19 protein-coding genes and 2 pseudogenes are annotated in these 22,788 nt (G+C 46.7%); 14 read left to right on the top strand and 7 right to left on the bottom strand.

Annotated features, from left to right (window positions below; genetic code table 11):
- Nucleotides 1-130: transposase (locus WG89_RS08785; RefSeq protein ID WP_172806753.1), on the top strand; the 130-nt coding region annotated here is incomplete at its 5' end.
- Nucleotides 131-233: 103 nt separating this feature from the next.
- Here WG89_RS08785 and WG89_RS08780 read toward each other — a convergent pair.
- The gene (locus tag WG89_RS08780; protein ID WP_079253737.1) at nt 234-1,382 is read right to left on the bottom strand and encodes an integrase catalytic domain-containing protein; all 1,149 of its coding nucleotides are present in this window, start codon (nt 1,380-1,382) and stop codon (nt 234-236) included.
- A 77-nt stretch (nt 1,383-1,459) separates the two neighbouring features.
- Here WG89_RS08780 and WG89_RS08775 point away from each other — a divergent pair, with 77 nt between their 5' ends.
- From WG89_RS08775 to WG89_RS08765, 3 genes are all read left to right on the top strand, one after another.
- Nucleotides 1,460-1,996, top strand: coding sequence for a carbonic anhydrase family protein (locus WG89_RS08775; RefSeq protein ID WP_079253736.1), 537 nt, complete (start codon nt 1,460-1,462; stop codon nt 1,994-1,996).
- Between the two features lie 112 nt (nt 1,997-2,108).
- Nucleotides 2,109-3,134, top strand: coding sequence for a S66 family peptidase (locus tag WG89_RS08770; RefSeq protein ID WP_062264353.1), 1,026 nt, complete (start codon nt 2,109-2,111; stop codon nt 3,132-3,134).
- A gap of 348 nt (nt 3,135-3,482) precedes the next feature.
- Nucleotides 3,483-4,031 carry a hypothetical protein gene (locus tag WG89_RS08765; protein WP_062264350.1) on the top strand — a complete coding sequence of 183 codons (549 nt, stop codon included), beginning with the start codon at nt 3,483-3,485 and terminating at the stop codon, nt 4,029-4,031.
- 53 nt (nt 4,032-4,084) lie between these two features.
- Here WG89_RS08765 and WG89_RS08760 read toward each other — a convergent pair whose 3' ends face one another.
- Together WG89_RS08760 and WG89_RS08755 are read right to left on the bottom strand one after the other, a co-directional pair.
- Entirely contained in the window at nt 4,085-5,839 is a 1,755-nt protein-coding gene (locus tag WG89_RS08760) for a pyridoxal-dependent decarboxylase (protein ID WP_062264347.1), read from the bottom strand.
- Between the two features lie 33 nt (nt 5,840-5,872).
- Nucleotides 5,873-7,015 (bottom strand): nitrilase-related carbon-nitrogen hydrolase, encoded by a 1,143-nt coding sequence (locus WG89_RS08755; RefSeq protein ID WP_062264344.1) that lies wholly within the window; start codon nt 7,013-7,015, stop codon nt 5,873-5,875.
- A gap of 115 nt (nt 7,016-7,130) precedes the next feature.
- On the opposite strand from WG89_RS08755, the gene WG89_RS08750 reads away from it, so the two are divergent.
- Complete coding sequence (locus tag WG89_RS08750; RefSeq protein WP_062264342.1) at nt 7,131-7,619, top strand: hypothetical protein; 489 nt, start codon at nt 7,131-7,133, stop codon at nt 7,617-7,619.
- A 65-nt stretch (nt 7,620-7,684) separates the two neighbouring features.
- Here WG89_RS08750 and WG89_RS08745 read toward each other — a convergent pair whose 3' ends face one another.
- Together WG89_RS08745 and WG89_RS08740 are read right to left on the bottom strand one after the other, a co-directional pair.
- On the bottom strand, nt 7,685-9,559 hold the full coding sequence (locus WG89_RS08745; protein ID WP_062264339.1) for an MFS transporter: 1,875 nt from the start codon (nt 9,557-9,559) through the stop codon (nt 7,685-7,687).
- Nucleotides 9,560-9,654: 95 nt separating this feature from the next.
- A complete protein-coding gene (locus tag WG89_RS08740; protein ID WP_062264337.1) occupies nt 9,655-10,251 on the bottom strand; it encodes a TetR/AcrR family transcriptional regulator in 597 nt (198 codons plus the stop codon).
- Between the two features lie 338 nt (nt 10,252-10,589).
- Between WG89_RS08740 and fic the strand changes: the two genes are divergently transcribed.
- The 9 genes and pseudogenes from fic to WG89_RS08695 all read left to right on the top strand — a co-directional run bounded on the left by fic (nt 10,590) and on the right by WG89_RS08695 (nt 21,397).
- Nucleotides 10,590-11,693 carry a protein adenylyltransferase Fic gene (fic, locus tag WG89_RS08735; RefSeq protein ID WP_062264335.1) on the top strand — a complete coding sequence of 368 codons (1,104 nt, stop codon included), beginning with the start codon at nt 10,590-10,592 and terminating at the stop codon, nt 11,691-11,693.
- Nucleotides 11,694-11,720: 27 nt separating this feature from the next.
- The gene (locus tag WG89_RS30250) at nt 11,721-11,858 is read left to right on the top strand and encodes a hypothetical protein (RefSeq protein ID WP_153301490.1); all 138 of its coding nucleotides are present in this window, start codon (nt 11,721-11,723) and stop codon (nt 11,856-11,858) included.
- A gap of 493 nt (nt 11,859-12,351) precedes the next feature.
- Nucleotides 12,352-13,065, top strand: a pseudogene (locus WG89_RS32025) (DUF1186 domain-containing protein); the annotation flags it as partial.
- 138 nt (nt 13,066-13,203) lie between these two features.
- Nucleotides 13,204-13,281 (top strand): annotated as a pseudogene (locus WG89_RS32885) (SEC-C metal-binding domain-containing protein); the annotation flags it as partial.
- 370 nt (nt 13,282-13,651) lie between these two features.
- Nucleotides 13,652-14,182 carry a hypothetical protein gene (locus WG89_RS08720; RefSeq protein WP_062264326.1) on the top strand — a complete coding sequence of 177 codons (531 nt, stop codon included), beginning with the start codon at nt 13,652-13,654 and terminating at the stop codon, nt 14,180-14,182.
- Entirely contained in the window at nt 14,182-14,892 is a 711-nt protein-coding gene (locus WG89_RS08715) for a hypothetical protein (protein ID WP_062264323.1), read from the top strand. The genes WG89_RS08720 and WG89_RS08715 overlap by 1 nt, the downstream gene beginning before the upstream one ends.
- Nucleotides 14,889-15,623 (top strand): PP2C family protein-serine/threonine phosphatase, encoded by a 735-nt coding sequence (locus tag WG89_RS08710; RefSeq protein WP_062264319.1) that lies wholly within the window; start codon nt 14,889-14,891, stop codon nt 15,621-15,623. Before WG89_RS08715 ends, WG89_RS08710 begins: the two co-directional genes overlap by 4 nt.
- Before the next feature lie 901 nt (nt 15,624-16,524).
- A complete protein-coding gene (locus WG89_RS08700; RefSeq protein WP_062264313.1) occupies nt 16,525-17,901 on the top strand; it encodes a tyrosine-type recombinase/integrase in 1,377 nt (458 codons plus the stop codon).
- Between the two features lie 85 nt (nt 17,902-17,986).
- Nucleotides 17,987-21,397, top strand: a complete 3,411-nt coding sequence (locus WG89_RS08695; protein ID WP_062264310.1) for a DEAD/DEAH box helicase family protein — start codon at nt 17,987-17,989, stop codon at nt 21,395-21,397.
- 38 nt (nt 21,398-21,435) lie between these two features.
- Here WG89_RS08695 and WG89_RS08690 read toward each other — a convergent pair whose 3' ends face one another.
- Nucleotides 21,436-21,975, bottom strand: a complete 540-nt coding sequence (locus WG89_RS08690; RefSeq protein ID WP_062264306.1) for a hypothetical protein — start codon at nt 21,973-21,975, stop codon at nt 21,436-21,438.
- Nucleotides 21,953-22,603 (bottom strand): AHH domain-containing protein, encoded by a 651-nt coding sequence (locus WG89_RS08685; RefSeq protein WP_062264304.1) that lies wholly within the window; start codon nt 22,601-22,603, stop codon nt 21,953-21,955. Before WG89_RS08685 ends, WG89_RS08690 begins: the two co-directional genes overlap by 23 nt.
- Nucleotides 22,604-22,788 lie beyond the last annotated feature (185 nt).

Here is a 22,788-nt window from a genome sequence, read left to right as displayed (position 1 = left end):
GGGTAATCACTTTTGGTCAAAAGGCTACTGTGTCGATACTGTCGGAGTAGATGCAGAAATGATCCGTAAATATGTGAAGTACCAAGAAAAGAAAGAACGTCTCCAGCAGGAGATAGATTTCAGGAAATAATCTGCAATCTTGGGGCAACTCTCACCAGCCTTCTCTGAAGGCTGGCGGTTTCAGCCCCCTTATAGGGGGGGCATAAAGCAAAACCACGTTCTAAGAACGTGGATCATTTACTTTGGTCCAGTGTAATCCCTTCTTTCAGGTACTGTTCTGGTTCCTTCAGTGACAGGAACTTTTCGTAAGGGGTCATCATGTTTTCATAGCGGTACACCTTCTTCTCCTTGCCCTTGGCGTCCATCCGGGTTTCTGGATAAAAACAGGGGCGGTGGTAGTTCAGATAAGGAGTCAGGTCGTCCCGGTCAAACTGATTAAACTGTTTGGCATGGTGCCGGGGTATATGAGCGTGACCCAACAGCTTCCTGATGACCGAACCATTCTTACTTTCTACCAGGGCGTTATCGTTGCTATGACGGGAGCGAGACTTACTCAACTGGATGTTCAACTTGTTCAGCAACTTCGCCACGTTGTGGTTGATAAACTCTGACCCATTATCTGAATGGAACTCCAGCAGATTAAACGGAAACCCTGCCAACAAGCCCTCCAGAACAGGTATCAGATACCGTTCACTGATTTTTTCAACCGTGCAAACCACCTCATACTGGGTGACCTCATCAACTGCATTGATGTGATAGAGTCCCTTCACGCCGTCCTTATCACCCTGATGTACAGTATCCACGCGGATAAACCCTGGCTGTCCCTCGGGGTTCGGACGGCGGCGTATGCCAATAGTGCTTTGCGACGCCCGAGTAGTGTCTTTATGCCCTCTTACCCGTTCATAAGTGMCCGACTTCCTGAGGTTGTAGAGATGGGAGATAGAGATAGTCGCCAGACGCTCGTAGCGTTGGTCGCCTTGCTGATAAGCCCGCTCACAGATTTTCTTTATGGCAGGGCCATTCAGGTCACTGTGAAGCCGATCGGTTTCAGCCAGCAGTCGTATATCGGCTTTGGTGTAGCGAGTCTGAAAGCCTCTTGTCGTACACTGGCGACGCTTCACGCTGCCTTTACTGATGTACTGGTTGATCAGTCGAGTCACCTGGGCTCTCGAGTAGCCACTGCCAATGGTCAGGTAGCGGCGGATCAAGCCTTTGTCTCCTTTGCTCAGGGAACGGTATTTGAAGTGGCTGAGGGTTAGCTCAATCCAACGGTAACATTCGTCCTTGGAGTCCCAGCCGGGCTCCAGACAGTCTGCTTGTGAAAGGAGGCTTCTTACATCCTCCAGGGTTTTGATGAAATGGGTGTTCATGATGATTTTCATATCCTCATCATGAACGACAGTGCTGAAGTCGGCTCATTTCATGTTAGAAACCAGCCCCTTCTTCAGGCTCATTTCATATTGGAAGAGACTACTACTCAGCGGCGGGTAATGAAATCCTGAATAATGGTCATACCATTCAGGTTAACTTTCGTCCCGGTAGTACCATGTCGTTGAATGGTCATACCTATGAACTGAAACAGTTCCACTTTCATGCTCCCAGCGAAAACCAGATCAAAGGTGAGTCCTTTCCGTTGGAAGTGCACCTCGTACATGCTGATAAAGAGGGTAACTTGGCTGTAGTGGGTATCATGTTCAAGGAAGGGGCTGAGAACAAAGCGCTGACCAAAGCCTGGAACCAGATGCCAGAGCAGAAAAACGCCAAGCAAGCCTTGAGTCAGGTGATTAATGCAGAAGACATGCTGCCGAGTGACAAGGCGTATTATCGTTTCAATGGTTCGTTAACTACTCCTCCCTGCTCTGAAGGTGTTACCTGGCTGGTCATGAAAGAGCCGGTTACGGTATCCAAAGAGCAGGTTGAGCAGTTCACCAAAGTAATGGGGACTCATACCAATCGCCCTGTTCAGCCTCTGAATGCCCGTCCTGTCCTGCAGTGATATATCTCAGGGGAAATAGCCTGGTTAAGGGTATTTCCCTTCCTCCCTCTGGAAAATATTATTAGGCTCATGGCTGAGTCATGAAGAATCTTTCAATGGATGGAATCCGTTAATGAAGTACCCTGCTCCCTTGAGACCCGGTAGTCGAATCGCAATTACAGCGTTTTCTTCGGGCGTCTCTGAACCCTGTCATTCTCGTCTTGATCGATGCCTTGAGTACCTGCGCTCAAAGGGCTTTGAAGTGGTAGAGGGTGAATGTCTCAGATCAGATGAAAATTATGTGAGTGCACCACTGGAGAGCAGAGCCAGAGAACTAACTGCTTTTCTACTGGATGATTCCATCGATGCGATTATGCCACCCTGGGGTGGGGAGATAGCCATGGATCTGCTTTCAGTACTGGATTTTGATCAGATAGCTAGAGCAAATCCCAAGTGGCTGGCAGGTTTTTCTGATATCAGTACATTGACGTCAGTAATCACCCGACAATGTGACTGGGCTACAGCGCATTGTGCCAACTTGATGCAACTCCATAGTTTGCAGCAGGAGCCTTTAACTGCAAATACCCTTGCTTATCTGGGAAGTACTGAAGCATTTACTCAGTATTCCTCAGAAAAGTATCAAATCAGTGGAGAGTCGTATGCTGAAAATCCTGATGCCTTATTGAATCTCACCGAGATCTCTCGTTGGAAATCTCTGAGCGGGGGTCAGGAAGACGTGGAGTTTTCCGGTCGCTTGATAGGAGGCTGCCTGGATACGCTATGTCATCTGTTAGGCTCTGAATACCTCGATCTGAAAGGGTTTCATGGAAGGTATCAGCAAGACGGCGTGATTCTGTTTCTGGAAAATGCAGAGCTTTCGCCTACTGCATTGATCAGAACGCTGCTGGGACTGAAATACAGGGGTATTTTCAAGAATCTGAATGGTTTGTTACTTGGCAGAAACCCATCCGGTACGAGCCATGATCAATCTCTGAGTTATCAGCAGGCTATGGGTTATGTGCTCCAGGATTTGGAAATTCCCATACTCTACGATGTCGATATTGGTCATCTGCCACCTAATCTGACATTAATTAATGGAGCATTTGCGAATGTCTTCCATACAGGAGATAAAGGCCGCATTAAGCAAAAGCTGATCTGAATCAGAAGCATTTTTTCTTTTACCGTGCTGAACGTTTTTCCGCTAACTTTATCTAGTCTGTAGGGGTGAAAGCAGGAGAGGAAGGTGGTGATATCGGGTTTAAGGTCATTCGTCCTTAATAAATACAGATGGGTTTTTCCATTTGCAGCTTTTCTATTGCATTCACCTGTCGCTCACAGCTGTTTCAATTCAGAAGAAAGTCTCTACTACTCCTCGCCTGTCCGTGTCGGTTACCAATCCATAGGAGAGGAGTCTAGCCCCTGTGTTGCGTGGTGGGAGTGGAACAAGCACTGTTACGAATGCCCTGTCTATGTCTTATTACCTTTTGTCACTTTAGTGGTTGTGGGTATGGTAGGTTTTGCTGTTTATGAAATAGTTGAGCTTTCCACACAGCAGAGCAATACTCCTCATAAGAACCAGACGGCGAATAGCTTCTCCATACTTGCTGACCTCCAGGTGGATGATGAATTTATTGATGCAGAGAAAACCTGCGGAAATGGAATGAGTCCTCTGGCTCAGCTGGAGCCAGAGTATCTTCCTGAGAGTACCTCCGCTGATGTTTATCTGTCATCTGAGCTGAGCGTTTACACTGAATATGAAAAGCCTGCTATTGCTTATGGTGATCTGAAGTTTCTGAATCGAATGCTCTGTAACATGAAGCCGGATAACCAATGCACGCAAGACTTAATCCAATCGATTAAAAGCATGGAGCTTGAAAAGGCATCCGAATTGGTAGGAAAGATTAAGGTGTTGGCAGGGCTTGTACCTGCCACTAGAGCTATCAGTCCATTGGAGCTGCCTGAGTTTATAGTGAAGCATCTGGATCTGAAGCCTGAAGCGGGATCGACAAAAGTTTATCTGGATCATGAGGGTTTGATTTGTCCCTCTAATGAATAGACGCAGTTAGTGTGTTCAAGGCGCATCAAGCGCCCTGATACACGGTTATCCCGTTAACAAAGGCACTGATTGCGCCTGGCCTTAACTAATCTTTTTGTTTGTTTGACACCTGAAGCATTCAGCTCGTTTAAAGCAACTTCCATGCTTTGCAGCAAGGTGTTCAGTTTGTCCCGGGTGACCACCTGTTGTACGACGATTCTCAGAACCTGGATACCGTCTGTATCTTCCGGTGTGTATCGGGGGATATTGTAAGCCGGAACAACCCAGCCGCTCTGTGCCAGTTTGTCTGACATATCCACCAGATCCCAATCAGGTTTGTTGTTCTGGTCAGGCCAGGTCAAAGCGATGATAGGCAGTTCCATTCCCTCACTATCTTTCTTCACTTTGATATTGCTGACATTTGTGAAGTACTTGCTGAGAGATGGGTGAGAGTTGAGTTGGTTGACAAACCAGCGACTGTTTTCAACGCAGTTATCCATAATGTCTCGATAACCTTTGCGACCAAATCGCAAAAAGTTGTAGTACTGCATAACAATCATGGCTGAGCCCCGGGAAAAGTTGACGGTGTAGTCGTCAAAGCTGCCACCGAGATAAGCAATGTTATAAACCAGCGAAGGGTCTACTACTGAACTGTCTTTAAAGATCACACTGCCCATGCCGGTAAAGGTCATACCAAACTTGTGATTGGAGATGTTGATCGACAGAACTCTTTTTGGGCACTCATTGAAATTAAAAGGGATGCCCGAACCAGTAGAAGAAAACATCAACACAAAGCCAGCACTGGCCGCGTCCACATGAACCGGGATGTCCATAATCTCTGGGATTCGTTTTGGAGCAGGCTGCTGTGGGTAAAGCCGGGCGTATTCCTGCTGATAGAGTTCCCTGAACTTGAGCTGCTGTTCTTTACTGTACTTTTTGTTTTGCTCAACACAGAAGTTGTCTACAGCGTCATCAATGGCTGGGATATTGTCACTGTTACCGGTGAACGTCGTACCAACGCAAGCGCCCACAGCCATCACCAGCTCTCCAATCGTCCTGCCTCTTTGAGTGCCAGGCTGATAACCCATAGCTGTGCGAATTTTCTCAGCATAGGGTGAAATTGGGTCTTCTATGTCGGTTTCCAGAATGTTCTTAATGATGTCACCCTTGTGGATGGAATAAGGTGAACCATCGACTTCTATATAGAGTGAGATAGCGTCGTAATAGCGGCAGAACTTATCCCAGCAACCATGTACTTGAGAGCTCATCAGGACGACAGGTCGATCTCTGGCATCCACCTTGATACCCAGAGAGTCACTGTTATCGAGCAAAACTCTTTGCTTCAGATTCCAGATAAATTTATGGGCGATCAATCCCAGCATGACCGCTTCTGAAGAACCTATGGTCGCGGTGCCATAGAGAGCCTGGGCCGCCTCAGCCTGTTTGTGGGAAGGAGCCTCTTCATCGAATTGAGTACCCAGCTCTTTTGCCAGCATCCGGGTAGAGCGCTTTTCAGCCAGGTTGGTGCCAGGGTACTCAGTGTGATCAATAAAGTTCTTCATGATGCTGTCTTTGACCACTTGCTCACCCCAAGGGTCGGTGTACGCTTCATTACAGAATGTCGCCAGGTTCAAACCTGGTTTGGCATCCATGAGTAGTTCGTTTTTGATCATCTGGTAGGCAGAGTCAGCCGGTGTCGGGTATTCCGGGAGTTCAGCGGCTGAAAGATTAAGGCCTCCGGCAAAATCTTCACGACCATAGACGGGTGTCAGTGGCTCAAAAAGATTTTCTGGAGTGGCAAGAGCGGTAGTTTTTCCGTTCCTTGGCATGTTGGGTTTCCTTCTGGATTAAGGGATAAGTTCTCAGGATTTGTCAGGCTGTTTTGGATCTTTATGTTGTTGTGGGGCATAGGTGTACTGCTTACCGTAAGGGAAAGGGGCTTTTTTTCGGGTCAGAGCACTGTAGATCTCAAGTCTGCGATTGATGAGGTAATCGGTGTCAGCAGGTTGAGTGTTCTTGATGTCTTTCCGCAGGCAATCGGCAATCAACAAACAGTCCTCATTGCTGACTGCTGCGACCATGGCTTTGCCATAAGGGTTGCAGATAATACTGTTGCCGCTGTAATTCAGGACTGGATTGCCCTCGGTATCGTACTCTTCACCTGCCCGATTGCTGTAGCTGCAGAAGTTCAGGTTGGTAAGGGCGTTGGCAGGAATATAGTGCAGTGCTATGTCAGGGTAAGGTTCTGTCTGTCCAGGAAGCATACCTTCAGGAGCTGCTGTTGGAAAAACCGTTAACAGAGAGCCATTCAGGGCCAGGCAGCGTGCAACTTCAGGGAATTCTGCGTCATAGCAGATACCCACACCAACCGGAAAGCCATTAATTAAATGAACCCTGAAGGCGTTGGTATCATTCTGGAAGTTATTAGACGGTGATAGCTCCGGGTACTCCGGATAACGAAACCATTGTCGTTCATCAATACCCCAAAGATGATTCTTGAACTGCATGGCCTGACTCCCATCAGGCTGGAAAATCATGGCGGTATCATAAATACCTTCATTACCTTTGGGGTCCTTACCTTTGTAAGGCATGGGGCAGACGATTGTCATTTTTAGATCAACTGCGATTTTGCTTATTCTTTCAGGGTATTGCTGTTTTTCTATTAACTCTGCTGCCCTGACCGGTATCTCTTTATTAATCTGATCACCGTTGGCAAATTCATAGCCAGTGAGAAACAGTTCCGGGAAAGTGATGAGCTGAGTGTTGTATTGTGATGCCATTGAACAGGCGGTTTGCAGTGTTGAAAAGTTGAATTGCAGAGCCTGTTCTATAGTGTTTCTATCGGCCTTATGGGGAACCATGCTGGGTCCCTGGGCGATGGCATAACGAACGCCTGCGCCCTGTTTGGGTGGGTGAGTTATGGCGTTGGGAGGACTGCCAGCTCCGGATCGACAATCCTTTATATAGGTTTGTACGACAGGGTCATAAGGTTTGATTCCAGTCATGGCTCAGTCTCTCAAGACAGTCGGCTTATCCTTTTTAATGGTTTACCACAGTGCGATTAAAAATTCAGATATTAATAATAAAAAGAAGCTTTACTGAATCAGTGAGCCAGAGATTATGACTGTTCGGTTTCACGTGTTTGATAATTTCCGCAAGCGTTTATTGATAGCCGTTGTGCTGGTGGGCTTTCTGGCAGCACCTGTTGCTCACTTCGTCATTGATCTGGTTCTGGGACAACAGTCATTTCTGGAGCAGTTGAACTCATCTATGCAGCTGGAGTGGTCTGACAGTCCGGGTCTGATTATTCTGGGGCTGTTGAATCTGATCCCTTATCTGTGTCTTTCCGGGATTCTTTATGCCCTTTCCTTTCATTTTTCTCGCGTTGCTTTTTGTTGGCTGGTTTTATGGGGATTTCTGGCTGCAGTAGGCACAATGATTGATTGTTACTACAATGCGCTGGTGCCCTATCACTCTGGGGGGCATGTCTCCTCAACCACAGCCATTATTTATTTTCTTCAGCCCTTCTTTGGCTTGTTTTTCACGCTGCTGGCATTGCTGGTGGGTAGTTTGTTTTTGATTCCGTTCTGGTTGAAAAGGAGAAAGTAGTTCTCTCGAATGTTCGGCCTTTGACGGGTACTCGAGAGAACTCGCAGTCATGCATTAATCGCTCGTCAGTAAGCAAGCATGTCGGATACTTTCTTTTCTAACAGGCTGGCATTACTGTTTTGTGCTGGGACCGGAGGCTCAGCAATACACTCCACTTTTGACCAGAACCTTCTTGGTCGAGTGGTTAAAGCCTGTCCATCCTTGTGACTGAATACGCTGCCCCAAAGGCCTTTCAGAGCCATGGGTACGACAGGTACGGGGTCATTTTCCAGTATTTTCTCAATGCCTTTTTTAAATTCACCCAGACGGCCATCTTTAGACAGTTTTCCTTCCGGGAAAATGCACACCAGATGGCCAGCTCTCAGCTCTTCACTGATTTTTTCGAAGGCTTGGTGGAAGGTCTCCGGGTCTTTGTGTTCAGGGCAGATAGGAATCGTTTTACTCAATTTAAAGAAGCGATTCAGCACCGGGAAGCTGTAGATAGTCTTGTCCATAACAAAACGAACAGGACGCTTCACTGCTCCGCCAATCAAAAGAGCATCAACGTAGGAAACATGATTACAAACCAGTACAGCTGCACCTTCCTGCGGAATGTTTTCAAGATGCTTGTGAGTAACACGGTACATGGTGTGGGAGAGCATCCAGATCACAAACCGGAGGACAAATTCGGGAACCTGAGAGTAAACATAAGCAACTACGGCCAGATTAACGACAGCTAACGTGAGAAAGAAAGTAGGAATGGATAAATCCAGTACACCCAGCATAACTATGCCAGCTGCAGCACTGCCCACCATGAACAAAGAGTTCAGAACGTTATTGGCGGCTATGATCTGGGCTCTCTGCTCCGGTTTCGCTCTCTGTTGAATCAGAGCGTATAAAGGAACGATAAAAATTCCGCCAGAAAAGCCAATCATGGCCAGATCGAACAGCACACGAATGTTTGATGGGTGACTGAGAAACTCGCCGGCACTCATCAGTGGAGCGGTGACTGGGGTGATAGCAAAAAACAGGTCAATAGCAAAAATACTAAGCCCCAGAGAACCCAGAGGTACGATGCCTATTTCGATGATGTTGCCGGAAAGACGTTCGCAAATCAGGGAGCCAAGAGCGATACCAATGGTAAAGACGGCCAGCATCAATGTGACAACCTGTGGTCCACCTGAAAGTACATCACTGGCGAAGTTGGGCAATTGGGTTAAATAAGCAGCTCCCAGTGCCCAGAACCAGGAAATGGCGAGAATAGATTGAAACGTGGCTTTATCGGCCTTGGCATAGCGAAGCGTTCGCAACGTCTGGGTAACAGGATTCCAATCGAGCTTCAGGTCAGGAGCGGTGGAAGGCATTTTTGGAATACCCCGGCTACAGAGATAGCCAAGGATCGAAAACACTATGACTGAGCCAGCAATCCATTGATTGGCATCGGGAAACTCAATTAAAAATCCGGCACCAATAGTGCCAGCGAGAATGGCTACAAAGGTGCCCATCTCCACCAGAGCATTGCCTCCTACTAACTCTTCATCTTTCAACGCTTGTGGAAGCAAGGCGTACTTTACTGGACCAAAAAATGCGCTTTGAGTACCCATCAAAAACAGCAGAACCAACATTGCGGTGAAGCTTTGAGTCAGAATGGCGAAGGCTGCTACAGCCATAATCGCTATTTCAACCAGTTTGATCTTGCGAATAATCTCGGACTTTTCATACTTGTCAGCAATCTGACCGGCAGTACCTGAGAAGAGGAAGAAGGGCAGAATGAACAGCCCTGCTGCCAGATTGACCATAGTGTCTGCACTGGCTGGCAAAACAGAAGCCCCTGCAAACACTACCATCAGCATCAGACAGTTCTTGTAAACATTGTCATTGAAGGCTCCCAGAAACTGAGTACCAAAAAACGGCAGAAATCGTCTTTTTCCCAAAAGACTGAATTGACGGGTATCCGACATAGTGACACTCCCTGACTTTTTTCCATGAATCTTTTTCTTTTTAGAGGGATGAAAAGTTCATGGCTGTTTTATTGTTATTCTTACCGGTGACGTTCCTAACACCAGCTATTCAAGTAGTTATCAATCAACGACTGGATCAACATTTCTCCAGACGCATGAGCTTTGGAAAAGAGTTTGTCTTCTGTAGCCAGCAGGCAAATACCGTGCACACCCGCCCAAAGGACTCGAGTGGCTGTCTCCCGCTCTGCACTGCTTTTTTCAGGCGCAATCGACTTTAGGCAGTCATCCAGCAAACTGAACATCAAATCGATACGCTGTTGATGCCAGTGAGGAATCTCTTCTCCTTCGGGCATGCGGTGTTCAAAGATCAGCTGCCAGCGATGGGTATGCTCACAGGCATAGGAAAGATAAACATTGGCAAGGGCATGAAGCTTTTCCAAAGATCGAGTCTCAGACTCCAAAGCTTTCACAGACAACTCATGAAGCACATCCAGACTTTCAGCATTAATGGCCAGTAATAATCCGGAGTAATTCCCAAAAATATTGATCAGAGTGGCAGGGGKATAACCCACCATTTTGGCGATCTTTCTAAGGGAAAGTGAATGAACCGATTCGGTCTCAAGAATCTCGCCGACCTTCTCCAGCGTCAGCTGTTGTATTTCTTCCCTTGAGTGATCGTATCTTCTGGCCATGAATCTTTATTTTAATTGAACAGTGTTTAATTAAAATAAAGATTCATGATTTGTATGTCAACGGATAAGTCGAAACCAACACCCTTCGACAAGCTTCAGGGTGAACGGCGTCCATGTGTAAATCGGGAAATTATTTTGAGACAAATCCTAAGAGAAGCCCTGATCTATTATGTGTCGATATTTCCAAAAAATATCGACACATTAAGGACTCATGTTTATAGCATCGACATAATCGAAAAACGTGTCGATTAAATTGTGTTTTTTAAACACGTTTTCTTTACATGTCGATACTATCGACATAAGCTGATAACGTGTCGATTTTTTATCGGTTTATAAGCATGAAATGGCAGCCTGATCAGCCTTACAACGAGCTTCCACTCTTGCCTGCCGGGCAAAATCTGGAAACAGTCCCTGTTCTTAAAGCCTGTATTCGAGCCAGAGCGGCCCTGGCAGAACTCAAGCAGGCTGGGGAGTTGTTGCCCAATCAGGAGCTTCTGATCAATATGTTGCCTTTGCTGGAAGCGAAAGACAGCTCTGAAATAGAAAATATTGTAACAACCACTGATAAACTGTTTCAGTACGCCGAAGAAGACAGCCATGCAGATCCTGCCACTAAAGAAGCACTGAGATATCGCACCGCATTGTTTTCCGGTGTGCAGCAACTGGCTCAAAGACCTATCACCACCAATATGGCAGTGGCTGTATGCAGCACAATTAAAGGCTGCGACATGGACATTCGAAAAGTGCCTGGCACTGCACTGGCTAACGACCTGACGGGCAATATTATCTATACTCCTCCGGTAGGCGAAACAGTGATTCGTGACTTGCTGGCAAACTGGGAACAATATGTTCACGTTGAAGACGACACTGATCCATTGGTAAAAATGGCGGTGACCCACTATCAGTTTGAAGCCATTCACCCTTTTACAGACGGCAATGGTCGAACAGGCAGGATACTGAATGTTCTCTACTTGTTGGAGAAGGGTCTGCTGACTCTACCGATTCTTTATCTGAGTCACTACATTGTCCGAAACAAGGCGCAGTATTATCAACTGCTTAATCGGGTGACTCAGGAAAGTGCCTGGGAACCCTGGATTTTATATATGCTGGAGGCTGTAGAAAGTACCTCCTGCTGGACCCGCGATAAAATAGCCGGCATTCGTGAACTGATGGAGCTGACAGCCCAGTGGATTCAGAAGCAGGTACCTAAACTGTACAGTCATGAACTGATCCAAATTATTTTTGAGCAGCCTTATAGCCGTATCAGCAACCTGACAGAGCGCAACATTGCCAAGAGGCAAACGGCTTCAATCTATCTTAAGCAGCTCTGTGCGATTGGTGTTCTCTACGAAATTCAGTCCGGAAAGGAAAAGCTGTTTGTTCATCGTAAGTTGCTCGATCTGATGACGCGAGATAGCAACGACCTTACCCCATATCAATAACTTTTCCCCTTTTCTCGGACTTCTTTCATGACCCACCACATCGTCCATAAACTCTGGAGCTTCAGTGATGTAAATCCTGGCGACGGTATCAGTTATTTCGACGACGTGACCGAGTTTGTTTTGCTTTTGTTTATCAACATGGAGTTGGAAAATGTTGAAGCCTGAAACAGGCTTTTAGGAAAGAGATAGCGAATATCCGAGCACCGGGCAAAGTGCTTGCCCAGCAGCTTGCTAAAGAGTAGCTAGGATTATATGACTCTTATTCTGGCTCATGATCTTGAAGTGTCTTTTCCAGATTTGAAAGATTTTTCTTACAGAAATCTGAAATATATGCAGCAGTTTGCCGAAGCATGGCCCGACCCAGAATTTGGGCAATAGGCTGTTGCCCAATTACTATGGGCCACAATCTGGTACTACTGAGCAAGCTGAAAGAGAGAGCTTCGATTAGCCTATGCTCGAAATACCATCGAGTATCTCGGGTCTGGCAGTGTGCTGATTCATCACTTAGGGTCGGGAACTGTGTAAAAGAGAACATAAGAAAAAAGCCAATTCTCCAACAGTCTGTTAGACAAACTTTCTGGGAGAGAAAAGTGCTAGTTATCAGTAAACTAGGGCAACTCAAGCGCAAAGCCGTTATCAATACAAAGGCAAGAGTCGTATGACCGATCTTCAGCAAGCTATTGAGACTCTGTCTCACCATAAGGAAGGCGTCTTTCCCAGAGAAGCTTTGCAAACGGTGATTGATCAGCAGGAGGCTGCGACGCCTCTACTATTGGATTATCTGGAAACGGTGGCTGCTGATCCCCAAGGAGCGATAGATAACGACCAGATTGATCTGCTTTTGTTTGCGATTTTTCTTCTGGCGCAGTTCCGGGAAACCCGAGCTTATAAGCCCCTCATTAAACTGTTGAATCAACTGGATGAGGAAATTGAGTGGATCATCGGCGAAGAAGGACTGAGCCGAATTCTGGCGTCTGTCTGCAATGGCGATGTCATGCCTATTCAGCAGCTCGCAGAAAATCCTGAGGCAAACCAGTACGCCCGCTCACATGCTTTTTATTCTCTGCTGACTCTGGTCTGCCGTGGGCAGTGGGATAAAAGTCAGTTACATGATTATTGTCGTCGAATGCTGAGTGGAGAGCTGCAATACGAGGGAGGTTATCTCCGAATCAGTCTCGCTGACATCAGCGAGATGATGATGTTTTCGGATCTGATAGACAGTATCCGAAGCTGCTATCAGCAGTGGCCCGATATGGAGACATACATCACCCTCAAGGAAGTGGAAGATATTTTCGAAGAAGGAGAAGTGGATGAATTTTCACTCTCCTTTCACCAGGATTATATTACCGACACCATTGCCGAGCTGGAGAATTGGGACTGCTTTACTGAAGAGGGAGTCGGTGAAGAGTTGGATGATATTGATCTCAGCGAGTTTTTTGCATCCCCGGAAGATGTAGCTGATGACATTGAAAGCTTTTTCAGTCGTGCAGAGAATCAAGGAACCATCGTAAGAGATGCTCCCAAAGTGGGGCGAAATGACCCGTGCCCCTGTGGCAGCGGCAAGAAGTTTAAAAAGTGTTGTGGGTAAACCGAGCGTTATACAAAAGTATTCTGGAGTAGTATGCATTCTTTTTTAAGCCTGGGAACAGCAAGAGCCTTCTTGAATTTTAAATATGTATAGGAAATATGGGTTTTCTATACATATCCAGATGACCTGTATAGAAAATAGCGATTTTTATACATTTCAGGAGAGCCTGTGAAACAATTTCAGCCTATCTCCTTTGCCTATTGCTCAGGAAAATGAACAGAAAGCTTGCCGGGGCCACAGTCACTTGCAGAACTGAGGGGTTGCTCTAATCCAAGGGCTACAGACTACTTAATTGGCTTTTCATGGATATATTGTCTAATCTGTCCATTGTCCATGGACAGTGGACAATATTGATAGGAGGAGGGAAGCCATGAAAGGTCAGGATATTCTGATACTTCTTAAACTGGTCTGCTTGCAGCAATGCGAAGCATCCCAAGAGAACTACTCAGTACGAGCTTTGTCAGCCAGTACAGGTGTGGGTAAGTCAGAGGTCAGTAACTCTCTGTCCCGCAGCGCTGCAGCAGGACTGATGAAACATGATAGAAAGAGCAAGCTGCCAAAAGCTAATGTCCGGGCACTGTTGGAATTTATTCCAAATGGCCTGAAGTATGTTTTCCCCGCCAAAGCTGGTGATCTGGTAAGGGGAATACCTACTGCTTTTGCGGCGCCCGGCCTGGCAGGCAAACTGATGTCTGCAGGTGAATACAGACCGGTATGGCCTGATGCTCATGCTGATACCATGGGTATGAAAATAGACCCTCTCTTTAAAAGTGTGCCTGAAGCCGTAAAGCAAGATCATTGTCTTTATGATCTATTGGCTCTTGTAGACGCTATTCGTCTAGGAAATCCCAGAGAATCTCAGGTTGCAATACAGCTACTCAAAGAAAGGTTACAAACTTAATGAGTGGAACTTACAACCAGCTGTTGTCCATGATTGAAACCGTAGCCAGAGCTTTGGGAGATGATCTTCTACCTGATGTTGCTTTTGTGGGTGGTTGTACAACAGGACTATTGCTGACTGACGATTTTACCCGTGAAAGTGTTCGAGCGACGGATGACGTAGATCTCATTGTGAACGTGATGGGGTATGGCCAATGGCACCAGCTGAAAGAGCTGTTGAAGGAGAAAGGTTTCAGCGAATCCATGGAAGACGACGTTATTTGCCGAATGCGTCTGGGTGAACTGCAGGTTGATATTATGCCTGATGACGCTTCAGTGTTAGGTTTCAGTAATCGTTGGTATGCAGAAGCTTTAAAAACGGCTCAATCCGTTCAGGTCACTGATGATCTGAATATTCGACTACTGACGCCTCCTTATTTTATTGCTACCAAGCTGGATGCCTGGCTGGGGCGAGGTAAGAACGATGCATTTCACCGTGATCTTGAAGACCTGTTAAACCTGTTTGATGGCAGGGAATCCCTGGTTGAAGAGCTTTCTGATGCTCCTGGAGAACTTCAGGCATTTGTTGCAGCAGAGATTTCAAAGTTACTGGAGCTCGACGATTTTGAATACGCTGTTCAGAGTACTGCTAGAGGTGATCAGCAGCGTGAAGAAATCATCTTCGAGCGGCTGGAAACTGCTTGTCAGTTGAAGGAGTCTGGAAGCTCGTGACCCTTATCTCCCAATGGCGCTCAGCCAAAGGGCAGAAAACCCCGGATAACAGGGATGCATTTGCCTACGCCAGAAAGCAGAATGAAGCACTGTATATAATTGCCGATGGTGCTACTTCTAAAATCCAGAGCGGTTTAATGGCTTCAGTTCTGTGTTCAAAAGTTATAAATACATTCAAGCAGACCAGTTCTGATCCTATTGAAGACTTGCTATCCAGATTACCAGAGTGGCAGGTTGAGTTAAGACGACTCTATCCTGTAGCTGCTGCTAGTTATCTGATTGCCAGAGTGCAGGTAAATAACCTTGTTCAAACACTTCATACAGGGGACTGCCGTTTAGGTTTTGCTCCAATAATCTCACCAGAGCGTATTGACTGGAAAACCTCTATACACAGTTTGGCCAATGCCATTAATTCTGAATCAGAAGATCAGCTGCGTAAACATGCAGGAAGGCATAGCCTGACCAGAACATTTAACAGCAGGCACTATATGCAGCCTGAATACCAAGAACACCAGTGGTCAAAAGGTTCTGTTCTAATAATGGCTACTGATGGTTTTTGGGCAGAGCGCTCTCCTGATGAGCAATGTCAGCAATTGAGTGATTATTCATCAGTTATCCAGCAGCCAAAAGACGACTGTAGTTATTTGCTACTTACTCAACCAGATAGTGTTATTAACTTTCGAACTGAGCTGATTAATCACCTGCTTGAGAAGAAACATAAGAGTTCTTGATTCTTACTGGGTTAAGCAGGACGTAGGTCTGATGATTCGGATATGTCTTGCCACCGGAGCGAGATGGAGTGAAGCAGAAGGTTTGAGGCGGTCACAGCTTTCCCCCCACCGGATTACTTTTGTCAGAACCAAGAATGGAAAGGTCAGAACTGTTCCAATATCTCTATGGCTCCAGGGGATTGCATCCCTGTTTACCACAGGAAGCTGGCAGGTGGTTTGATTAACTTTCCGGGACCAGCGGTTCCAGATAGTTATGTTGATACTACCTGGCTTTACCTCCATCTTTCATCTGATGGTCACTTGCAGCTTTGTTATAACCAGATTGTCCACTTGGATGGTTCAGGTGTACCTGGTGTTGCTGCTACTGCAATGTCGTCTCCGATCCTGAATTTCATCAAGCTTTCCTGATCGCACATCCGTATGTTGTCATTTTGTCTTGTCATTGACAGTATGGCGTCTTGTCATCGTCGTTTTCATCAATGACAAGATGGAGATTTACGTCGAGGGTATAGTGCTTCTGAGCTAGACACAAAAAACCCGGTTGTCATTACTGAAACCGGGTTTTTGTGTCTAGGTGTGATCTTGTCATTGGTCTTGTCATTGACCTTACTAAACGACTGCGACAAATCATCAAGTGTTTGTCTCACACCTACTCTAAGTTACTGAAAACTAAGAGAAAATTTGGTGCCGGCACCAAGAGTCGAACTCGGGACCCACTGATTACAAGAGGCACCTTTTAGTAATATCGTACTGTTTCAAATATGCCCAAAACGTGCCTGCAAGCCTTTATATATAAAGGGTTAACAGTATCTTTTTGTTTAATTCATACATGAACTGTTTCACAAAATCTCGATAGAAACCTATAGTGCTAGCAATGCAAGTTTTTTGAGAAAAATAGTTGATGCTGGCTTCTCCTCAAAAAAGAACAACCGTGCTTACTGATGCAGAAATCAGAAGTCTGACAGAAGGCAAAACCGTTACAGAATCGCTCGGACGAGGCAATGGTGCCTTGCTGTTTTGGCGAGCTACTGGGGTAGTTCAAAGCTATTACCGTTATTACAAAGGCAATAATCCAACGCTAATTTTGATTGGTCGCTATAGGGAGAAAAGAAGTACTGGAGGTTTCTCCTTATTAGACTGCAGGGAAAAAGCCCATGAGTGGGCCAGGTTGAAGCGCTCTATCGCGCCCAGGGACCTCAAAGAGTACCTGCAGTTACAGTCTGAAAAGCTGGCCGCTGAGCAGAAAGAAGCCATCAGGAAAGCTGAAGAAGAAGCCAGCAGAGGCACTTTAGGCGACTTATTGAATAGCTACATTGATCAGATGCGTATTGATGGAAAGGTCAGTGTGAATGAAACCTGGCGTTCTTTTCAGACCAATATCACCAAGCCGTTGCCCCATTTACTGGAGAAGCGAGCAAAAGATATTACACCGGATGACATCGTAGATATTCTTGCTCCTCTTGCTGATAGAGGGGCCAATGTTCAAATGAATCGGGTGCGTGCTTCACTTCATGCAGCCTTCGTTTACGGGGCTCATGCAGATTATGACCCGACCAGGCGTGGATACAAGAGATATTATCTCACAGGTAATCCTGTCTCTTTGACGAGAAAAGATACCTCTGCCGAGAATGCGATTGATCGTATTTTATCCGATGATGAGTTGCAGGAGCTTTATCTTAATGTCCATAAAACGTACAAGGTTGGCATTGTACTGTCCTCATTGGTAAAAATGATGGTAGCTACAGCTGGCCAAAGACCCCAGGCATTGATTCGTACTCTATGGAAAGACTATGACTTCAAGCGGCGGTGCGTTTCACTGGTTGAGAGAAAAGGAAAAGGAGGCGTTCGAAAACATGTTATACCTCTTACTGCGCGACAGATAAGAATATTAAGAGTGTTACAGGCTCATAATGGCGACTTACCAGGACCTTTCTACAGTAGTCCGGACAAAGAAATACGACTGGATACTCTAAAGAATGTTTTTATCCGTTGGCATGAGGATAGAGTTGAAAAATCCAGGCGGGCAGGGCTACCAGAGCCTGAAAAGTTTACTGCAAGAGATATCAGAAGAACGGCCAACTATCTACTGACCGATGCAGGGGTAAGGCCAGAAGACAGTAACCTGCTCCAGTCACATGGCCAAACCGGCATTGTTAAAAAGCACTATGACCGCCATCATCACTTACCCGCCAAGCGTGCAGCTATTCGGCTCTATGAAAAAGAGTTGAGTCGTTTGCTTACAGGAAGGAAGATTTATCGAGATATTCGAGAATATTAGCTGGCAGAACCACTGTCTTGATTAAAAAGCGACAAAAGTAGAATAATAACGGGCATCGAGAATCCCTTAACAGGATGTTTGCCCCATGACGTCAGTTAACTTTGAAATGCTTCGTTCCAAGTGGCCGGAATTGGCAAACCTTGGCGCTCAGGCTGAACAGTATGTTCATACTGACCCTGAGAGCAGTCTGGTTAAACTGCGTAATTATCTGGAGTTGATCGTTCGCTGGCTATACCGGCATGAACGTCTCCAACAGGGATACCGCTCCAGTGTTTTTGACTTGATCGCGGACGACACTTTTCAAAGTATCATTCCCAAGCCTATTACCATGAAGATGGATGCCCTTCGCATTCATGGCAATCGAGCTGCTCATGGTGACCCCATTAAAGCCAAAGACGCCCAGTGGTTGCTGAAAGAAGCCCACATTATGGGGGCCTGGATGTATTTGAAATACGCCGGTGGCCATGCTGACGACTTTGCAAAATTTCAGTTACCTAATCCACCCATCTCTGATAAAGCCTCTTCTGATATCAGCCCAAAGGAACTGCAGAAAAAGCAGGAACAGTTAGAGCAGGCTAAAACCGATCTGGAAGAAGCTCAGCAGCGCGAAATATCGATTCTGCGTGATCTGCAGTTCGCTAAAGAAAAAGCCGACGAGCTGGAAGCCAGGCTGGAGCAAAGTCGCAAGCAGGGAGAGCAGGCAGCCAGTGTTCTGGATATGGATGAGGCGGAAACTCGTCGTCGCCTGATTGATACGCGCCTTATGGCGGCTGGCTGGAATGTGGCTGAAGGCGTGCAGGATACGATGCAGGTCACCCAGGAGCATCCGGTTAAGGAGCAACCTACCCCATCCGGTGATGGTTATGCCGATTATGTGCTTTGGGACGAGAAGGGCTTACCCATTGGTGTTGTAGAAGCCAAACGCACCAAGGTAGATGCTGAAAAGGGTCGTAAGCAGGCCCAACTCTACGCTAACTGGTTGGAAAAAGAGACGGGGCAGCGTCCGGTTATTTTCTATACCAATGGCAATGATATTTTTATCTGGGATGATCACCCGGCTCGCAACTACCCTCCCCGCAAGCTATTTGGTTTTTACAGTCCGGACAGCCTTCAGTATCTGATTCAACAGAGAAACAGTTGTCGTCCCCTGGAATCGGTGCCTGTGGATACCGATATTGCCGGTCGTCTTTATCAGATGGAAAGTATCAGCCGGGTGAGTGAGCGATTTTCCGACCGGCATCGCAAGGCTTTGATCGTTCAGGCCACCGGAACCGGTAAAACCCGGGTTGCTATTGCGCTGACCAAAAAGCTGTTGGATGCCCGCTGGGCGAAGAGAGTGCTGTTTCTCTGTGACCGAAAAGAGCTCCGCAAGCAGGCCAGAAATGCCTTTAATGAGTTTGTGAATGACCCGATCTTTGTGGTGGGCAGGACGGACAAGAAATATCAGGACAACTCTCGGATTTATATCTCCACCTATCCGGGCATGATGAACATCATGGATCAGTACGATGTGGGCTACTTTGATCTGATCATTGCTGACGAATCTCACCGCTCCATCTACAACGTATACGGTGATCTGTTCAAATATTTTGACGCCCTGCAGGTGGGTCTGACCGCAACGCCAGTGGATATGATTGGTCACACTACCTACGGGCTGTTTGGCTGTGAAGGGAGAATTCCTACCTTTGAATACTCATTGGAAGCCGCTATTGCAGATTCCTATCTGACACCCTACGAAATTGTTACCCATACGACTCAGTTTCTGCGTGAAGGCATTAAGCAGGACAAGCTGAGTGATGATCAGATTGCTGAACTGGAAGCGCAGGGCATCGATCCTAATACGCTGGAATTTGAAGCCAAAGCGGTGGATAAGGCTATTTTCAACCGGGATACCAACCGGGCCATTATCCGAAACCTGATGGAAAATGGTCTGCGTGACAAAGATGACCAGTTACCCGGCAAAAGTATTATATTTGCTCGCAGTCACAAACATGCCGTGCTGCTGCAGAGTGTTTTTGACGAAATGTATCCTCAGTTCGCCGGTAAGTTCTGTCAGGTGATTGATAACTACAATCCCAGGGCAGAACAGTTGATTGATGACTTTAAAGGCGGAGATCATTCAACCAATGAAGAGCTGACCATTGCCATCTCGGTCGATATGCTGGATACCGGTATCGATGTGCCGGAAGTGGTGAACCTGGTGTTTGCCAAACCCATTAAATCGAAAGTGAAGTTCTGGCAGATGATTGGCCGAGGCACCCGTCTCTGCCCTAACCTGTTTGGCGAAGGCCAGCACAAGGAAAAATTCCGGATATACGACCACTGGGGCAACTTTGAGTATTTTGAGCAGGAACCGCCAGAAAGTGAGCCCAGTAACAGTAAACCGCTGGCTCAGAAACGCCTTGAAGCCTGGGTAGAGCTGGGCAAGGCCGCCCAGAAAAAGTTTGAACAGGGCAGCCTGAAAATCGTCGCCAAACAACTGCACGATCAAATTGAAGGGTTGGATGAAAGCTCCATTGCCGTGCAGGAAAAGTGGCAGACCCGTGACCGGCTCAGAAACCAGAAGGTCCTGGAGCAATTTGCGCCACAAACCCAGCAGCAACTGTTGGATGAAATGGGTCCCTTAATGCAATGGCTGGATGTTCGGGGCCAGGGTAATGCCCTGCGTTTTGATATGGATATCATCGAAGCTCAGACAGCGCTGTACACCAATAAAGATCACCTGATGAAACCTTGGGCTACTGTCGTCAAAAAGCTGGATATGTTGCCGCCTCATCTGGCTCAGGTTCAGCAACAGGGCGACATCATTAATCAGGCCCGTGATGCAGACTGGTGGCAAAATGCCAGTTTTGCCGAGCTGGAGCATGTGAGAACTCGCCTGCGGGGCATTATGTACTTAATGGAGGGCGAAGTGACACCTCCTCCTTCTGAACCGCTCTACCTGGATGTCAAAGAGGATCAGGCACTCTACGAGACAGGTCAGCGGGAAAGCAAGATTAAGTCTATAGACCTTAAACTTTACCGTCAGCAAGTGCAGGGTGTGCTGGAACCACTATTCACTACTCATCCAGTACTGCTGAAAATCCGCAATGGCGAGTCGGTGGATGAGAAAGAGCTGGACGAACTGGCCAAGCTGGTACTGATACAAAACCCCAATGTGGACATCCGGACGCTGAAAGAGTTCTATCCTGAAGCCTCTGCCGGGCTGGATCAGATTCTGCGCACCCTGATCGGTATGGAAAGCAGTGCCGTAGCGGATAAATTCGCCGGTTTTGCTGCTCAGTATAACCTCAACAGTCAGCAGATCCGCTTTCTGGACATGTTGAAAAACCATATCCGCGATTACGGCACCGTGGAAATGAAGCAGCTCTTTGAACAGCCCTTCACCCGCATTCATGGGGAAGGCATTACCGGTGTCTTCAGTGATATGACCCAGGTGATGGCCATCAAGGAAATTGTGGATGGCTTTGCGGTGAATATGGGTGAGTCAGCATAAAGAGATGAGCTCTCCGGCCTTACGCCGGAGAGTGTTTTCTATTGACTGGAAAGCGGGTATATTTTTTCAAAACCCAGCCCGGTCAAGCCTGCTTTCTCGACGACTTCGATAAACTTGTCTGAGCAATATATGTCGCCGTCATAACCGAAAGAGGATGTCCAGAGCATCTGGTTCTCCAAGTCTTTGGCACTAAAAGCAATAGCTTCTACTGCACTGTATTGATTGATACGGCTCTCATTCTCTTTGGCTGGAATACTGTTGAGGACATTCAGCAGATACCATGAGTCTCCCTCAAAGGAAAAAGGCAGTAACTCGCCAGAATCAGAAACAACTGATTGAAGTTGCTCCTTCGCCTTGGAGGACAGAGTCAGATGGTTGATCTGTGTCCGGCAAAGATCACCAGGTTTGTCAGGGTCGTCCAGTGTCCCTTCCAGATTGATCCAGCTTGACTGAAGAGATTTAGCGGAAGAGATAGCCTCCATAAATTCAGAGGGATCATCAAGCTGTTGGCCTATAGCAATCAGGTCAGGGAATAAAACGCCATACCTGGGATCACTAACTACTTTGTAAATCTGCATAGCGCATCTCTTCTTTTATATGTTCAGGGATTTCTTTGCCCGTTTCCAGCTTGGTGCCAATGGATCTGAGTTTATCCTTTAGCGCTTTCTGTTGTTTGACGTTTTTGAAGGGTCTGAGCTCGTTGGTAATCCAGTCGTAATAACTGTTTCTATGGGTTCGGCTATGAGGAGCAGCACCAGGAGTAGCCCAACAATTTGAACGCTTCGCATCATTTCCAGCTCTTGGCAGCCAGGCGCCGTTCACGGGGTCATCCAGCCCCACCCTGACCATTGCCAGTGTGATTCGGGCTGCGGCTGCTTTTGCGTGACCACCAGAAACAATAGCATGGGCATCGTAACGTTCAGTGGGTTTTGGCCGTCCTGTCGCCCGCATATTTTTACCTAAGCGTTCGCTCAGATGTTCGTCATTTTTCAGCAGGTTGTACTGTGGCTCATCAACAATCTTGTAATAGTCCTCAAGCTTTTGAGTCAGATCTGCAAGCGACTCAATATGCATGCGCTCTCGCTCAAGGTGGAGTTGCTGCTTATCAGTAGGATTTTTTCCGGATTGGCGTATGCGCTCTTCATACCGCTGGAGGGCATGTTCTAGCTTGGTCTTAGCCGGAATATGACTGTCGGCACTGCTCATTGTTCTTGTTCATCCTTGTTTTTATGCGCTGGTTTTATGAGGTGACACATCCATAGCAATAGGTGTCAAAACAAGCAAAACCATCATACCAGTCTCAGGTTAAGGGTAAACCTCCACCTCTGTAAGCTATGGTAAAGCAGCAAGAAGCGTATAATGTTCAACAATATTTTTTTATTCAAAAGCAG

The sequence above is a fragment of the Endozoicomonas arenosclerae genome (genome assembly GCF_001562015.1).
Lineage (GTDB): Bacteria > Pseudomonadota > Gammaproteobacteria > Pseudomonadales > Endozoicomonadaceae > Endozoicomonas_A > Endozoicomonas_A arenosclerae.
This window is presented reverse-complemented; position numbering and strand designations above follow the sequence as displayed.

Excerpts from the sequence above, each read along its gene's own strand:
- WG89_RS08770 (WP_062264353.1), top strand. The coding sequence starts at position 2,109 with ATGAAGTACCCTGCTCCCTTGAGACCCGGTAGTCGAATCGCAATTACA.
- WG89_RS08715 (WP_062264323.1), top strand. The coding sequence starts at position 14,182 with ATGAGTGGAACTTACAACCAGCTGTTGTCCATGATTGAAACCGTAGCC.
- WG89_RS08755 (WP_062264344.1), bottom strand. The coding sequence starts at position 7,015 with ATGACTGGAATCAAACCTTATGACCCTGTCGTACAAACCTATATAAAG.
- fic (WP_062264335.1), top strand. The coding sequence starts at position 10,590 with ATGAAATGGCAGCCTGATCAGCCTTACAACGAGCTTCCACTCTTGCCT.
- WG89_RS08765 (WP_062264350.1), top strand. The coding sequence starts at position 3,483 with ATGGTAGGTTTTGCTGTTTATGAAATAGTTGAGCTTTCCACACAGCAG.
- WG89_RS08685 (WP_062264304.1), bottom strand. The coding sequence starts at position 22,603 with ATGAGCAGTGCCGACAGTCATATTCCGGCTAAGACCAAGCTAGAACAT.
- WG89_RS08760 (WP_062264347.1), bottom strand. The coding sequence starts at position 5,839 with ATGCCAAGGAACGGAAAAACTACCGCTCTTGCCACTCCAGAAAATCTT.
- WG89_RS08750 (WP_062264342.1), top strand. The coding sequence starts at position 7,131 with ATGACTGTTCGGTTTCACGTGTTTGATAATTTCCGCAAGCGTTTATTG.
- WG89_RS08700 (WP_062264313.1), top strand. The coding sequence starts at position 16,525 with ATGCTGGCTTCTCCTCAAAAAAGAACAACCGTGCTTACTGATGCAGAA.
- WG89_RS08720 (WP_062264326.1), top strand. The coding sequence starts at position 13,652 with ATGAAAGGTCAGGATATTCTGATACTTCTTAAACTGGTCTGCTTGCAG.
- WG89_RS30250 (WP_153301490.1), top strand. The coding sequence starts at position 11,721 with ATGACCCACCACATCGTCCATAAACTCTGGAGCTTCAGTGATGTAAAT.
- WG89_RS08745 (WP_062264339.1), bottom strand. The coding sequence starts at position 9,559 with ATGTCGGATACCCGTCAATTCAGTCTTTTGGGAAAAAGACGATTTCTG.
- WG89_RS08695 (WP_062264310.1), top strand. The coding sequence starts at position 17,987 with ATGACGTCAGTTAACTTTGAAATGCTTCGTTCCAAGTGGCCGGAATTG.
- WG89_RS08690 (WP_062264306.1), bottom strand. The coding sequence starts at position 21,975 with ATGCAGATTTACAAAGTAGTTAGTGATCCCAGGTATGGCGTTTTATTC.